Origin of the sequence: Aromatoleum buckelii (assembly GCF_012910785.2) — a bacterium.
Lineage (GTDB): Bacteria > Pseudomonadota > Gammaproteobacteria > Burkholderiales > Rhodocyclaceae > Aromatoleum > Aromatoleum buckelii.
In genome coordinates, this window is sequence record NZ_WTVH02000009.1 from 422,535 (window position 1) to 436,184 (window position 13,650).

13 protein-coding genes are annotated in these 13,650 nt (G+C 63.0%); 11 read left to right on the forward strand and 2 right to left on the reverse strand.

Going from position 1 to position 13,650, the window contains the following annotated elements; all coding sequences use genetic code 11:
* Positions 1-8: 8 nt before the first annotated feature.
* Positions 9-1,268, reverse strand: coding sequence for a transcription termination factor Rho (gene rho, locus GO608_RS08135; RefSeq protein WP_169197458.1), 1,260 nt, complete (start codon positions 1,266-1,268; stop codon positions 9-11).
* A 132-nt stretch (positions 1,269-1,400) separates the two neighbouring features.
* Positions 1,401-1,727, reverse strand: a complete 327-nt coding sequence (trxA, locus tag GO608_RS08140; protein WP_169197457.1) for a thioredoxin TrxA — start codon at positions 1,725-1,727, stop codon at positions 1,401-1,403.
* 274 nt (positions 1,728-2,001) lie between these two features.
* Between trxA and fdxA the strand changes: the two genes are divergently transcribed.
* From fdxA to leuB, 11 genes are all read left to right on the forward strand, one after another.
* Complete coding sequence (gene fdxA, locus GO608_RS08145; protein ID WP_169197456.1) at positions 2,002-2,325, forward strand: ferredoxin FdxA; 324 nt, start codon at positions 2,002-2,004, stop codon at positions 2,323-2,325.
* 150 nt (positions 2,326-2,475) lie between these two features.
* Positions 2,476-2,934, forward strand: coding sequence for a CBS domain-containing protein (locus GO608_RS08150; RefSeq protein ID WP_169197455.1), 459 nt, complete (start codon positions 2,476-2,478; stop codon positions 2,932-2,934).
* A gap of 176 nt (positions 2,935-3,110) precedes the next feature.
* The gene (locus GO608_RS08155; RefSeq protein ID WP_169197454.1) at positions 3,111-4,778 is read left to right on the forward strand and encodes a long-chain-fatty-acid--CoA ligase; all 1,668 of its coding nucleotides are present in this window, start codon (positions 3,111-3,113) and stop codon (positions 4,776-4,778) included.
* Between the two features lie 279 nt (positions 4,779-5,057).
* The gene (ilvB, locus tag GO608_RS08160; RefSeq protein ID WP_169197453.1) at positions 5,058-6,725 is read left to right on the forward strand and encodes an acetolactate synthase large subunit; all 1,668 of its coding nucleotides are present in this window, start codon (positions 5,058-5,060) and stop codon (positions 6,723-6,725) included.
* A 1-nt stretch (position 6,726) separates the two neighbouring features.
* Positions 6,727-7,041, forward strand: coding sequence for an acetolactate synthase small subunit (ilvN, locus tag GO608_RS08165; protein WP_169197452.1), 315 nt, complete (start codon positions 6,727-6,729; stop codon positions 7,039-7,041).
* A gap of 125 nt (positions 7,042-7,166) precedes the next feature.
* Positions 7,167-8,300, forward strand: coding sequence for a chorismate synthase (gene aroC / locus GO608_RS08170; protein WP_169197451.1), 1,134 nt, complete (start codon positions 7,167-7,169; stop codon positions 8,298-8,300).
* Positions 8,301-8,384: 84 nt separating this feature from the next.
* Positions 8,385-9,545, forward strand: a complete 1,161-nt coding sequence (locus GO608_RS08175) for an MFS transporter (protein WP_169197450.1) — start codon at positions 8,385-8,387, stop codon at positions 9,543-9,545.
* Positions 9,542-10,357 (forward strand): M48 family metallopeptidase, encoded by an 816-nt coding sequence (locus tag GO608_RS08180; protein WP_011238498.1) that lies wholly within the window; start codon positions 9,542-9,544, stop codon positions 10,355-10,357. Before GO608_RS08175 ends, GO608_RS08180 begins: the two co-directional genes overlap by 4 nt.
* Before the next feature lie 82 nt (positions 10,358-10,439).
* Complete coding sequence (leuC, locus tag GO608_RS08185; protein ID WP_169197449.1) at positions 10,440-11,849, forward strand: 3-isopropylmalate dehydratase large subunit; 1,410 nt, start codon at positions 10,440-10,442, stop codon at positions 11,847-11,849.
* A 67-nt stretch (positions 11,850-11,916) separates the two neighbouring features.
* Complete coding sequence (leuD, locus tag GO608_RS08190; protein WP_169197448.1) at positions 11,917-12,558, forward strand: 3-isopropylmalate dehydratase small subunit; 642 nt, start codon at positions 11,917-11,919, stop codon at positions 12,556-12,558.
* A gap of 36 nt (positions 12,559-12,594) precedes the next feature.
* A complete protein-coding gene (gene leuB / locus GO608_RS08195) occupies positions 12,595-13,647 on the forward strand; it encodes a 3-isopropylmalate dehydrogenase (protein ID WP_169197447.1) in 1,053 nt (350 codons plus the stop codon).
* The last annotated feature ends 3 nt before the right edge of the window (positions 13,648-13,650 follow it).

Sequence of the window (13,650 nt, forward strand, 5' to 3'; positions counted from 1 at the left end):
GTTCTGCTTCAGCCGCGGCGCATCGCGTCGAAGAACTCACCGTTGCTCTTGGTGGCCTTGATCTTGTCGAGCAGGAATTCCATCGCGTCGATGTCGTCCATGCCGTACAGCAATTTGCGCAGGATCCACACTTTCTGCAGCACGTCGGCCTTGAGGAGGAGTTCCTCGCGGCGCGTGCCCGACCGATTGACGTTGATCGCCGGATAAACCCGTTTCTCGGCCATGCGGCGGTCGAGGTGCAACTCCATGTTGCCCGTGCCCTTGAACTCTTCGTAGATCACGTCGTCCATGCGGCTGCCGGTGTCGATCAGCGCGGTCGCGATGATCGTCAGCGACCCGCCTTCCTCGATGTTCCGGGCAGCGCCGAAGAAGCGTTTGGGCTTCTGCAGCGCGTTCGCGTCGACGCCGCCGGTGAGCACCTTGCCCGAGGCGGGCACCACGGTGTTGTAGGCGCGCGCAAGGCGCGTCAGCGAGTCGAGCAGAATTACGACGTCCTTCTTGTGCTCAGTCAGGCGCTTGGCTTTCTCGATCACCATCTCGGCGACCTGCACGTGGCGAGACGCGGGTTCGTCGAAGGTGGAAGCGACGACTTCACCTTTGACCGATCGCTGCATCTCGGTCACTTCCTCAGGGCGCTCGTCGATGAGCAGCACGATGACGACGACGTCGGGATGATTGGCGACGATGGAGTGTGCGATGTGCTGGAGCATCACCGTCTTGCCGCTCTTCGGCGGGGAGACGATCAGGCCGCGCTGGCCTTTGCCGATCGGCGCGATCATGTCGATCACCCGGCTCGTGATGTTTTCTTCCCCGCGGATGTCCCGTTCGAGCTTGAGGCATTCGTTCGGGTGCAGCGGCGTGAGGTTCTCGAAGAGGATCTTGTGCTTGCAGGCCTCGGGAGGCTCGCCGTTGATCTTGTCCAGCTTGACGAGCGCGAAATATCGCTCTCCGTCTTTGGGCGTGCGGATCTCGCCCTCGATCGTGTCGCCGGTGTGAAGGTTGAAGCGCCGGATCTGCGACGGGGAAACGTAGATGTCGTCGGTTCCGGCAAGATAGGAAATGTCCGGGGAACGCAGGAATCCGAATCCGTCGGGCAGGACTTCGAGCGCTCCGTCGCCATAAATCGGTTCGCCCTTTTTCGCCCGGTTCTTGAGCAGGGCGAACACGAGTTCCTGTTTGCGCAGCCTGTTGGCACCATCGATTTCATTCGCGATGGCCATTTCCAGCAGTTCGCTTACGTGGAGGGACTTCAGCTCCGATAATTGCATGGCGAGAGGGCGCAACAAGGCGCTATTGGATGAAGCAGGTGAAGGGATCTGGGAGAGAGGCAATCGCGGCGCCGGGAATTTCGGCACGGGGCGCGGGAGGCGCCGCGGAAACGACCTGGACTGTAGCGCCGGTCAGAGGTTGCTGTCAATGAACGCGGTGAGTTGGGACTTCGACAGCGCGCCGACCTTGGTGGCTTCGACGTTGCCGCCCTTGAACAGCATCAGCGTCGGAATGCCCCGCACGCCGAATTTGGCGGGGGTCTCCTGGTTTTCATCGATGTTGAGCTTCGCGATTTTCAGCTTGCCGGCGTATTCCTTGGCGACGTCGTCGAGAATCGGCGCAATCATCTTGCACGGACCGCACCATTCGGCCCAGTAGTCGACCAGCACGGGGGTCTGCGACTGAAGCACCTCGGCTTCGAAATTGCCGTCGGTGACGTAATGGATATGCTCGCTCATGTTTCCTCGCATCAGGGGGTAACGGTAGTGCTTCGGATAGGGGATGGGCCCTGACGGACCCGATCGACAAAGGCGGAATCGAACCGCCTCGTGCTGGGAGTTTCCGAAAAGTTATGCGAAGCCGGCCCGCGCGTCAAGAAGTTCTCCGGGCCGCGGGCCATGCCGGGCGAGGCGGGGAGGCGGCAATGGCACCAAGCGGGCTCTCTCGGCTATATTGTGAGCACTGGGAGTGTTGCCCATTTTGACCGCGTATCGAACTGATGGAGTTCAAATAATGACTTATGTTGTAACTGAAGCCTGCATCCGCTGCAAGTACACCGACTGTGTTGACGTCTGTCCGGTGGACTGCTTCAGGGAAGGGGCAAATTTCCTGGTGATCGACCCGACGGAATGCATCGACTGCACCCTGTGTGTCGCGGAGTGCCCGGTGGAAGCCATTTTTGCCGAGGACGACGTCCCCGAGGGGCAGCATCATTTCATCGCCCTCAATGCGGAGCTCGCGCAGCAGTGGAAGCCGATCGTCGAACGCAAGGATCCCTTGCCGGATGCCGACGAGTGGGCGAAGCGAACGGGCAAGCTCGACGAACTGACCAAATAACGGACTCGAATAACGCAGTGGAGAGCCGCATTCGAGGTCTGCGCACGCCGCGACGACGAGTGCGGCGATTTATGCAGATGCTGTTCGCGCTCACGACAATCCACTAACATCGCCCAAGGTGAATTACATGAAAATGGTGGGGGAATACAAATGCTGGTGAGCGAGATTCTTGCGATCAAGGGCAAGGTGCTCTATACGATTGCCCCCAGCAGGAGCATGGCTGAAGCGGTAGCCATCATGACGGAGCAGGACGTCGGCTCGCTTGTGGTTTTTTCGCAGGGCCAGATGACCGGCATGCTGACTTTTCGCGAGGTGCTGCAGGCCGTACACAAGGGCGGCGCGGGGTGGGCCGAGATGCCCGTCGAAGCGGCAATGCTTCCCGGGCCGATGATCGCGTCCCCCGACATGGAAATGGATGCGCTGCGTCGCCTGATGGTCGATCACCACCAGCGTTATCTGCCAGTGATGGACGGTACTACGCTGATGGGCGTGGTGTCCTTCCATGACGTGGCGAAGGCGGTGCTTGAAGAGCAAAGTTTCGAGAACCGGATGCTGAAAAACTACATTCGCAACTGGCCGCGCGAGCCGGGCGAAGAGGACGAAAAATAACGCAGCAGCTTCTCGTTGCGGCGGATGCGCGAGTCCGGTGACAGGGCGTGACGATCATTGCCGCGGCTCCGATGACAGACCGGATCCCGACGCCGCCTCTCTGACGCCGGGCGGGTTCCGGACGGCTTGATCAGATCGCGCTTGCCGGCAGCGGTTTCTGGCTGAAGGAGTCGATGATGGAAAAGATCTGGCTGCAGAGCTATCCCCCGGGCGTTCCCGCAGAAATCGATCCCGACGAGTTCAGCTCCATCGGCGATCTGTTCAGCCGCAGCGTGCGGCAGTTTGGTGACCAGCCGGCCTACATCAACATGGGCAAGGGCATCAGCTATACCGAACTCGACCGCTTGTCCGTCCGGTTCGCAGGCTTCCTGCAAGGCGCGCTGAAGCTTCCGAAGGGCGCGCGCGTTGCGCTGATGATGCCCAACATGCTGCAGTACCCGATCGCCATGTTCGGAGTGCTCCGGGCCGGCTACGTCGTCGTCAACGTCAATCCGCTGTACACCGCTCGTGAGCTGGAGCATCAGCTCCGCGACTCCGGCGCCCAGACGATCGTCATCGTCGAGAATTTCGCCAGCACGCTCGAACAGGTGCTGCCGAAGCTCACGATGCCTCATATCGTCGTCACGAGCCTCGGCGAAATGCTCGGCTTTCCGAAAAGCCTGATCGTCAATCTGGTCGTCCGACAGGTTAAGAAGCTGGTGCCGTCATGGAATCTCCCGGGTCATGTGAGTTTTTCGGCAGCATTGTCCAGGGGCGCCGCATTCCCGCTCGAGCCGGTGAGCGTCGGACACGACGACATCGCCTTTCTCCAATACACGGGTGGCACCACCGGCGTGGCGAAAGGGGCGGTGCTGACCCATCGCAACATCATCGCGAACCTGCAGCAGGCACACGCCTGGATTGGGCCCTTCGTCCATGAAGGCGAGGAAATCATCATCACGGCGCTTCCGCTCTATCATATTTTTTCCCTGACTGCTAACTGCCTGACGTTCTTCAAGCTCGGCGCGACGAACGTGCTGATCACCAATCCTCGCGACATTCCCGGCTTCATCAAGGAACTCGCCAAGTACAAATTCACCGCCATCACCGGGGTCAATACGCTGTTCAATGCGTTGCTGAACAATCCGGATTTTGCCAAGCTCGATTTCTCCCGGCTCCACATCGCGCTCGGCGGGGGAATGGCAGTGCAGCAGCAGGTCGCGGACCGCTGGCGGAAGGTCACCGGAAAGCCGCTCATCGAGGCCTACGGACTGACCGAAACTTCGCCCGCGGTGACCATAAACCCGCTCGACCTGCCCGCCTTCAATCATTCGATCGGCCTCCCCGTTTCATCGACGGAAGTGAGCATTCGTGGCGACGACGGCAGCGAAATGCCGCTCGGGCAGCCCGGCGAGCTGTGCGTGCGAGGGCCGCAGGTGATGCGCGAGTACTGGAATCGGCCGGAGGACACGGCCCACGTCTTTACGCCCGATGGTTTCCTGCGCACCGGTGACATCGCGACGATCGACGAAAAAGGCTTTGTGCGCATCGTCGATCGTAAGAAGGACATGATTCTGGTATCGGGTTTCAACGTCTTTCCGAATGAGATCGAGGATGTCGTCGCAAGCCATCCGGGGGTGCTGGAAGTCGCCGCGGTCGGCGTGCCGGACGAACGCACCGGCGAAGCGGTCAAAGTGTTCGTCGTGCGCAAGGACCCTTCGCTGACCCGCGAAATGATCATTGCCCATTGTCGCGAAAGCCTGACCGCCTACAAGGTCCCTCACCTCGTCGAGTTTCGCGACGAATTGCCGAAGACGAACGTCGGGAAGATCCTGCGGCGCCTGTTGCGGGACGGGAAGGCGTGAACGAATGCGCCCCCGCGTCGCGCTTGTTTTTCTGTTCCATCCATGGTTAGAATCCGCAGCACTGGTTCCCGATATTTGTAATGCCATGACGCATCTGGTTCTCTCCCTCGTCGTAGTACTGCCGGTACGCGTAGTAGCAAGCGTAGGCAGGCGCGCGTCTTAAGGGCAAGGGACAACCAGGTAGCATCGATTCCAACCCCCGCCGGCGCGCAAGCCCGGCGGGGGTTTGTTTTTGTTCCGCCGGTTCATGTCGCCGAATACGAACCGAAGGAGATCACCATGATCCAGATGACCGGCGCCGAACTGATCCTGCGCTTGCTTGAACGGCAGGGCATACGCACCGTTGCCGGTATTCCTGGCGGAGCGATCCTGCCGCTCTACGATGCGCTGTCGGGTAGCAAACTCATTCGCCACGTGCTTGCCCGTCATGAACAGGGAGCCGGGTTCATCGCCCAAGGGATGGCCAGGGTGTCCGGCCGTCCGGAAGTGTGCTTCGCGTCGAGCGGCCCCGGTGCCACCAACCTCGTCACGGCGATCGCCGATGCGCATCTGGACTCGATTCCGATGGTGGCGATCACCGGGCAGGTGCCGCTTTCGATGATCGGCACCGACGCCTTCCAGGAAGCCGACATCTACGGCATGACGGTGCCGGTCACGAAGCATAATTTCCTCGTGCGCTCGGCTGCCGAATTGCTGCAGGTTATTCCCGACGCGTTTCGCCTCGCGATGTCTGGGCGGCCCGGTCCGGTGCTCATCGACATCCCGAAGGATGTGCAGACCCAGGTCGTGAGCTTCGATGCGTTTCCGCTGCCGGCCATACCGGATGCCGCGCCGGCAGGCGATCCGGACGCTATCGAAGAGGCGGCACGACTCATCAACGCTGCGGAACGCCCGGTGCTGTATGTCGGCGGCGGGGCGGTTCATTCCGGTGCGGCGCAGCAAATCGTCGCGCTCGCCGAGCGGGCCGGCTTGCCGACCACGATGACGCTGATGGCGCTGGGCGTGATGCCGATCGACCACCCGCTTTCGCTCGGCATGCTGGGGATGCACGGCGCGCGCCACACGAATTTCATCCTCGAGGAATCGGATCTGCTGGTCTGCGTGGGGGCGCGCTTCGACGACCGGGCGATCGGCAAGGCGGCGCAATTCTGCCCGCGAGCGAAGATCGTGCATATCGACATCGATCCGTCCGAACTGCACAAGATCAGGAACGCGCATGTCGCGATTAACGGAGATGTCGGCGCGGTTCTCGATGCGCTGTTGCCGCGGGTGAACGTCAGGCTGCGCAAGCGCTGGCTGTCCCACGTCGGCAGCCTCAAAAGCCGCTTTCCGCTGCACCTGCCCGGGCTCGACGATCCGCGCAGCCATTATGGTCTCGTCCAGGCGGTGGCCAGCGTGGTGGGCGATGAGGCAGTGGTCACCACCGACGTCGGGCAGCACCAGATGTGGGCCGCTCAGGCTTATCCGTTCCGCCGGCCGCGTCAGTGGCTGACCTCGGGCGGGTTCGGGACGATGGGATTCGGCTTGCCGGTGGCGATCGGAGCGGCGCTGGCGGTGCCCGCGCGAACGGTCGTGTGCTTCACCGGTGATGGCAGCTTCAAGATGAACATCCAGGAGCTCGCGACGCTCGCCGAAGAGGGACTCAACGTGAAGATCGTGCTGATGAACAACAACTCGCTCGGGCTGGTGTATCAGCAGCAGAGCCTGTTCTACGGTAAACGGGTGTTCGCATCGAAGTACCGGGGCGCACCGGATTTTCTGAAAATTGCCGAGGGTTTCGGCATCGGCGGCGTCGATCTCGATACGGCCCAGAACCCGCGCGCGGCGCTGGTCCAGGCGCTTAGTGGCCCGGGGCCGTGCCTGATCCACGCATCGATCGACCGCGAGGAGTTCGTCTATCCGATGGTGCCTCCCGGCGGTGCGAACACCGAAATGATCGGAGGCTGACATGATCGAACAAGTTGCCGACCCTCTGCAGGAATCCGGCTTCGCCAAAGTCGTGCTGGAACTCGAAGTCAACAATCACCCCGGCGTGATGAGCCACATCTGCAACCTGTTTGCTCGTCGTGCGTTCAACGTCGAAGGCATCTTGTGCATGCCGATGTCCGACCCGCGCCGTAGCCGCATCTGGCTGCTGGTGTTCGAGGACCAGCGGCTGGAGCAAATGGTGCTGCAGGTGGAGAAGCTCGTCGATGTCTTGTCGGTGCGCCGGCACGGGGCGGAGCATGAAGTGTTCGAACGGTTGGAGAAATTTTTCTACTGAGTACCGCGCGAGGTTGCGAACGGGCTGCGAAGCGAGGAGAGCGGCCCGGACGAGACCCGGAGGGTGTCCTGAAGCGCTGTGCTAAACTCGGCGCGTCTCCACTCCTCGTCTGAAATCGCGATTCGATGTCCGGCAATAGCTTAGGCAAACTCTTTTGCGTCACTTCGTTCGGTGAATCCCACGGTCCGGCGATCGGGTGCGTCGTGGACGGGTGTCCGCCGGGCATGGCGATTTCGACGCAGGAGATCCAGATCGAGCTCGACCGGCGCAAACCCGGCACGTCGCGGCACGTCACGCAGCGGCGCGAACCGGACGAAGTGGAGATTCTGTCGGGCGTGTTCGAGGGCGTTACGACCGGCACCCCGATTGCGCTGCTGATTCGCAATCAGGACCAGCGCTCACGGGATTACGGCAACATCGCCGAGACGTTTCGCCCCGGCCATGCCGATTATGCGTACTGGCAGAAATACGGGATTCGCGATCACCGCGGCGGCGGCCGCTCGTCGGCGCGCGAGACGGCGGTGCGTGTCGCAGCGGGTGCGATCGCACGCAAGTGGCTGAACCAGCAGCACGGAATCATCATCCGCGGCTTCATGTCGCAGCTCGGACCGATCGAGATCCCGTTCGTCGACTGGGATGAAGTCGGGCGCAACCCGTTCTTCGCCCCCAACACGTCGATCGTGCCGGCGCTCGAAGACTACATGGACGAACTGCGCAAATCCGGCGACTCGGTCGGCGCGCGCATCGCTGTCGTGGCCAGCGGCGTGCCGGTGGGCTGGGGGGAGCCGGTGTACGACCGGCTCGATGCGGATATCGCCTACGCGATGATGGGCATCAACGCGGTGAAAGGCGTCGAAATCGGCGCCGGTTTTTCCAGCGTTGCGCAGCGCGGCACCGAACATTCCGATGAAATGACCCCCGAAGGCTTCCTCTCGAACAATGCGGGGGGAGTTCTGGGCGGCATTTCGACGGGGCAGGACATCATCGTGAGCATGGCGGTGAAGCCGACCTCGAGCATTCGGCTCGATCGCCGCTCGATAGACAAGCGGGGCGACGCGGTCGTTATCAATACCCATGGTCGTCACGACCCGTGCGTCGGCATCCGCGCGACCCCGATCGCCGAAGCGATGCTCGCGATCGTGTTGATGGATCACGCGCTGCGTCATCGCGCCCAGTGTGGCGACGTTTCCTGCGCGACGCCGAAGCTCGCCCGGCTCGCGCCGTCCGGCGTGCAGCGCGTTCCCGCGCCTCCGCGCTGACGGGTTTGCCGTTCGTTGGGGCGCCGGCCGTGCGTCAGGCACTGTCTGCCGCGTCCCGCCAGCGCCGCGGCTAGGACGCCATCCGTGCTGCCGTACTGGCGCCTGTCCGCCTATTACTTTTTCTATTTTGCGTTCGTCGGCGCCTTTTCGCCGTACTTCACGCTCTATCTCCAGTCGATCTCGCTCTCTGCAGCCGACATCGCGATCCTGATGTCGCTGATGCAGGTGATGCGCGTGATCGCGCCCAACATCTGGGGCTGGCTCGCCGAGCATGCCGGACGACGCCTGTGCATCATCAGGCTATCGGCGATCGCCAGCCTCGCCGGATTCTGCGTCTTTTTCGTGACGACGCGCTTCGACGGGCTGTTGATCGCGATGGCGTTGATGGCTTTCTTCTGGAGCGCGGCGCTGCCGTTGGTCGAGAGCCTGACGTTCGCGCATCTCGGGTCCCAGGCAAGCCGTTATGGCAGCGTCAGGGTGTGGGGATCGATCGGGTTCATCGTCGCGGTGCTCGGCATCGGTTACCTGCTCGATTTCCTGCCGCTCGATTCACTGCTGTGGATAACGGCGCTGGTGCTCGGGGGCATCGCACTGTGCGCACTCACGCTGCCCGAAGCCCGCGTCCCAGTGCCGCACTGCGAGACCGCGCGCTTGCGCGATACGCTGCGCCGGCCCGAAGTGCAGGCCCTTTTCGGCGCCTGCTTCTTCATGTCGGCCGCGCACGGCGCACTGTATGTGTTCTATTCGATCTATCTTGTCGATCACGGCTACAGCAAGGCCCTCGTCGGCTGGATGTGGACGCTCGGCGTGCTCGCCGAGATCGGGGTGTTCATGCTGATGCCGCGCATCGCCCGGTCGTTTTCGATGCGCACCATCCTGGTTTTCGCTTTCGCCTGCGCGGTGCTGCGCTTCGCGCTGATCGGCTGGGGAGTCGAGTCGCTGCCCGCCCTCGTGTTCGCGCAGCTGCTCCACGGCGCGACCTTCGGTGCCTATCATGCCGCAGCCATCGCCACGGTGAACCTCTGGTTCCCCGGCAAGCTCCAATCGAAAGGGCAGGCGTTGTATGGAAGCATTTCCTTCGGTGCCGGTGGCATGCTCGGCGGGCTGCTGAGCGGTTTTACGTGGGAAACGATCGGGCCGGCCTGGACGTATACTTTCGGCTCCGGCTTTGCCCTGGGCGGCCTGCTGTGGTTGTTGCGGGGGTGGCGCCCGGGGCTGGAAACGATCAAAGGAGAGGCAGCGTGAAAAACGGATTGAGGCATTGCATCGCGGCACTGATCGCCGGCTTTATCGCAGTGGGATGTCAGACGGTGCAAACCACGCGCGGCGGGACGGTCGGCGTGGAGCGCGGGCAGATGATGATGGTCTCTGCCGAGGAAGTGGAGCAGGCGTCGAGCAAGCAATACGCCGAGGTGCTGGCCGAGGCGCGCAAGAAGAACGCGCTCAATCGCGATCCGCGGCAGGTGGCGAGAGTCCGTGCGATCGCCAGTCGGCTGATTTCGCAGGCGACGGCATTCCGCCCGGATACCGGCGACTGGCAGTGGGAGGTCAATGTGCTCAGTTCCGACCAGCTCAATGCATGGTGCATGGCCGGCGGCAAAATGGCGATCTACTCGGGGCTGATAGAGCAGCTCCAGCTGAGCGACGACGAAATCGCGGCGGTGATGGGACACGAGATCGCGCACGCGCTGCGCGAGCATTCGCGCGAGCAGGTTTCGAAAGCGATGGCGACCGGTCTGGGCATTTCCGTCGCCGGAGCCTTGCTGGGCGTCGGCGAAGTCGGACAGGACCTGATGGGCATGGTGGCCAAGGTGACTTTCGAACTGCCCAATTCGCGCCTGCACGAAGTCGAGGCGGACCGTATCGGCGTCGAACTCGCTGCGCGCGCCGGCTACGATCCGCGCGCCGCGGTGGGCCTGTGGGACAAGATGGCGTCGCGCGCAAGCGGTTCGCCTCCGCAATGGCTGTCGACTCACCCCGCCCACGCAAACCGCCAGAAGGATCTGGCCGAATACGCAGCGCGGGTGATGCCGTTGTACGAAGCGGCCAAACGATGAGGAAAGCCTTGCGGGCCGCGGCTATTCATGGTGTCTCCCCTGTGAAATAATCAATCCCTTTTCTTTCCACGGAATGCATGGGATGGAAGCCCAAACCCTGTACGAAAAGCTCTGGTCCAGTCACGTCGTTCATCAGGAGGCGGACGGCACGGCGCTGATCTATATCGACCGCCACCTGATCCACGAGGTGACCAGCCCGCAGGCCTTCGAAGGCCTGAAGCTTGCCGGGCGCAAGCCGTGGCGCGTCAGTTCGATCGTCGCGACGGCCGATCACAACACGCCGACCGACCACTGGGAACGAGGCATTCTCGATCCCGTCTCGCGCCAACAGGTCGAAACGCTCGACGCGAACATCCGCGAAGTGGGCGCGCTGGCCTACTTTCCTTTCAGGGACGCGCGCCAGGGCATCGTCCATGTGATCGGGCCCGAGAACGGCGCAACGCTCCCCGGCATGACGGTCGTGTGCGGCGACTCCCACACGTCGACGCACGGCGCCTTCGCCTGTCTCGCGCATGGAATGGGGACTTCGGAAGTCGAGCACGTGCTCGCGACGCAGTGCCTGTTGCAGAAGCGTTCGAAGACGATGCTGGTCCGGGTGGACGGCGAACTGGGCCGCGGCGTATCGGCGAAAGACATCGCGCTCGCGATCATCGGTCGCATCGGTACCGCGGGCGGAACCGGCTACGCGATCGAGTTCGGCGGCAGCGCGATCCGCGCGCTGTCGATGGAAGGGCGGATGACGATCTGCAACATGGCGATCGAAGCGGGCGCACGTGCCGGTCTGGTCGCGGTCGACCAGACGACGATCGACTACCTGCGCGACAAGCCGCTTGCGCCGAAAGGCGAGGCGTGGGATCAGGCGGTCGATTACTGGCGCACGCTGAAAACGGACGATGGCGCGAAATTCGACAAGACCGTCGAACTCGACGCCGCGCAGATCCAGCCGCAAGTCACGTGGGGGACTTCGCCGGAGATGGTCGAGACGGTTTCGGGGCGCGTACCCGATCCAGCAGGCATCGGCGATCCGGTCAGGCGCGAAGGAATCGAGCGCGCGCTGAAATACATGGGTCTCGCGCCGAACACGCCGATCAGCGAGATTCCCGTCGATCAGGTGTTCATCGGTTCCTGTACCAATTCCCGCATCGAGGACCTGCGTGAAGCGGCGTCGGTCGCGAAGGGACGCAGCAAGGCGCCGAGCGTCAAGCGCGTGCTGGTCGTGCCCGGTTCGGGTCTGGTCAAGCGCCAGGCCGAGGCCGAGGGATTGCACGAGGTGTTCCTCGCTGCCGGATTCGAGTGGCGCGAGCCGGGGTGTTCGATGTGCCTCGCGATGAATGCCGACCGGCTCGAGCCGGGCGAACACTGCGCGTCGACGTCGAACCGCAACTTCGAGGGCCGGCAGGGCGCCGGCGGCCGGACGCATCTCGTCAGCCCGGCGATGGCTGCCGCGGCAGCGGTCACCGGCCATTTCATCGACGTGCGCGAACTCGCGTGATCGCCGCCGTGGCGCAGGGTATGAATATTTCGAAAGGATGGCGAGCCCATCCAGAGGTGGTGAGACCATGAAGCCGTTTACCGAACTCAACGGGCGCGTCGCCCCGCTCGATCGCGCGAACGTCGATACCGACGCGATCATCCCGAAGCAGTTCCTGAAGTCGATCAAGCGCAGCGGCTTCGGCCCGAACCTGTTCGACGAATGGCGCTACACGGATCACGGAGAGCCCGGCCAGGATTGTGCGAACCGGCCGAAAAATCCGGACTTCGTGTTGAACCAGCCGCGCTACGAAGGAGCGCAGATACTGCTGACGCGCGACAATTTCGGCTGCGGCAGTTCGCGCGAGCATGCCCCCTGGGCGCTCGAAGACTACGGCTTCCGGGTGTTGATCGGTCCGAGCTTCGCCGACATCTTCTTCAATAACTGCTTCAAGAACGGCCTGCTGCCGATCGTGCTGCCCGGGCCGGAAATCGATGAGCTGTTCCAACAGTGCGAGGCCACCGACGGGTATCGGCTCAAGGTCGATCTCGCGGCGCAGACAATCACCCGTCCCGACGGCAAAACGATCGCGTTCGACGTCGACCCGTTCCGCAAGGAATGCCTGCTCAACGGCTGGGACGACATCGGCCTGACGCTGCGGCATGCGGACAAGATCCGCGCCTTCGAAGAGAAGCGCCGCGTCGATCATCCTTATTATTTTGTTGCCTGAGCCGGACCGGCCGGGCATAGCAGGAGACGTTTGCCGATGAAGATTTGCATTCTGCCGGGCGACGGCATCGGGCCGGAGATCACCGCGGAAGCGGTGCGCGTGCTCGAGGCGCTGGACCTGAAGTTCGAGATGGAAGAGGCCCTGCTGGGCGGCGCGGCGGTCGATGCGACCGCCGACCCGTACCCGGAGGCGACGCGCAAGCTCGCTCGCGAGGCCGACGCGGTGCTGCTCGGCGCGGTCGGCGGACCGAAGTGGGACACGTTGCCGCGCGAACAGCGCCCGGAGCGCGGTCTGCTCGGCATCCGCAAGGACCTCGGTCTGTTCGCGAACCTGCGCCCGGCGGTCCTGTATCCGGAACTCGCGAATGCGTCGTCGCTGAAGCCGGAGGTGGTGGCAGGGCTCGACATCCTGATCGTGCGCGAACTCACCGGCGACATCTATTTCGGCCAGCCACGCGGCATCGAGGTTCGCGACGGCGAGCGTTTCGGTTTCAACACGATGCATTACACCGAATCCGAGATCCGCCGCATCGGGCGGGTCGCGTTCGAGGCGGCGCGCAAGCGCAACAAGCGGCTGTGCTCGGTCGACAAGATGAACGTGCTCGAGACGACGCAGCTGTGGCGCGACGTGATGATCGAGCTGGCCCCCGAGTACCCGGACGTCGAACTCAGCCACATGCTGGTCGACAACGCCGCGATGCAGCTCGTGCGCGCGCCGAAACAGTTCGACGTGATGGTCACCGGCAACATGTTCGGCGACATCCTCTCCGACGAGGCGTCGATGCTGACCGGCTCGATCGGCATGCTGCCGTCGGCCTCGCTGGACGCGAACAACAAGGGGTTGTACGAGCCGTCGCACGGCTCCGCGCCCGACATCGCCGGCCAAGGCATTGCGAATCCGCTGGCGACGATCCTTTCCGTGGCGATGATGCTGCGCTACACCTTCGGCCAGGAAAATGCGGCGCTCCGCGTCGAGAATGCGGTGAAGAAGGTGCTGGCGCAGGGCCTGCGGACCGGCGACATTTTCGAGCCGGGCACGACGAAAGTCGGCACGAAGCAAATGGGCGACGCCGTGTTGGCCGCTCTCTGAGAT

Excerpts from the sequence above, each read along its gene's own strand:
- rho (WP_169197458.1), bottom strand. The coding sequence starts at position 1,268 with ATGCAATTATCGGAGCTGAAGTCCCTCCACGTAAGCGAACTGCTGGAA.
- trxA (WP_169197457.1), bottom strand. The coding sequence starts at position 1,727 with ATGAGCGAGCATATCCATTACGTCACCGACGGCAATTTCGAAGCCGAG.
- fdxA (WP_169197456.1), top strand. The coding sequence starts at position 2,002 with ATGACTTATGTTGTAACTGAAGCCTGCATCCGCTGCAAGTACACCGAC.
- GO608_RS08150 (WP_169197455.1), top strand. The coding sequence starts at position 2,476 with ATGCTGGTGAGCGAGATTCTTGCGATCAAGGGCAAGGTGCTCTATACG.
- GO608_RS08155 (WP_169197454.1), top strand. The coding sequence starts at position 3,111 with ATGGAAAAGATCTGGCTGCAGAGCTATCCCCCGGGCGTTCCCGCAGAA.
- ilvB (WP_169197453.1), top strand. The coding sequence starts at position 5,058 with ATGATCCAGATGACCGGCGCCGAACTGATCCTGCGCTTGCTTGAACGG.
- ilvN (WP_169197452.1), top strand. The coding sequence starts at position 6,727 with ATGATCGAACAAGTTGCCGACCCTCTGCAGGAATCCGGCTTCGCCAAA.
- aroC (WP_169197451.1), top strand. The coding sequence starts at position 7,167 with ATGTCCGGCAATAGCTTAGGCAAACTCTTTTGCGTCACTTCGTTCGGT.
- leuC (WP_169197449.1), top strand. The coding sequence starts at position 10,440 with ATGGAAGCCCAAACCCTGTACGAAAAGCTCTGGTCCAGTCACGTCGTT.
- leuD (WP_169197448.1), top strand. The coding sequence starts at position 11,917 with ATGAAGCCGTTTACCGAACTCAACGGGCGCGTCGCCCCGCTCGATCGC.
- leuB (WP_169197447.1), top strand. The coding sequence starts at position 12,595 with ATGAAGATTTGCATTCTGCCGGGCGACGGCATCGGGCCGGAGATCACC.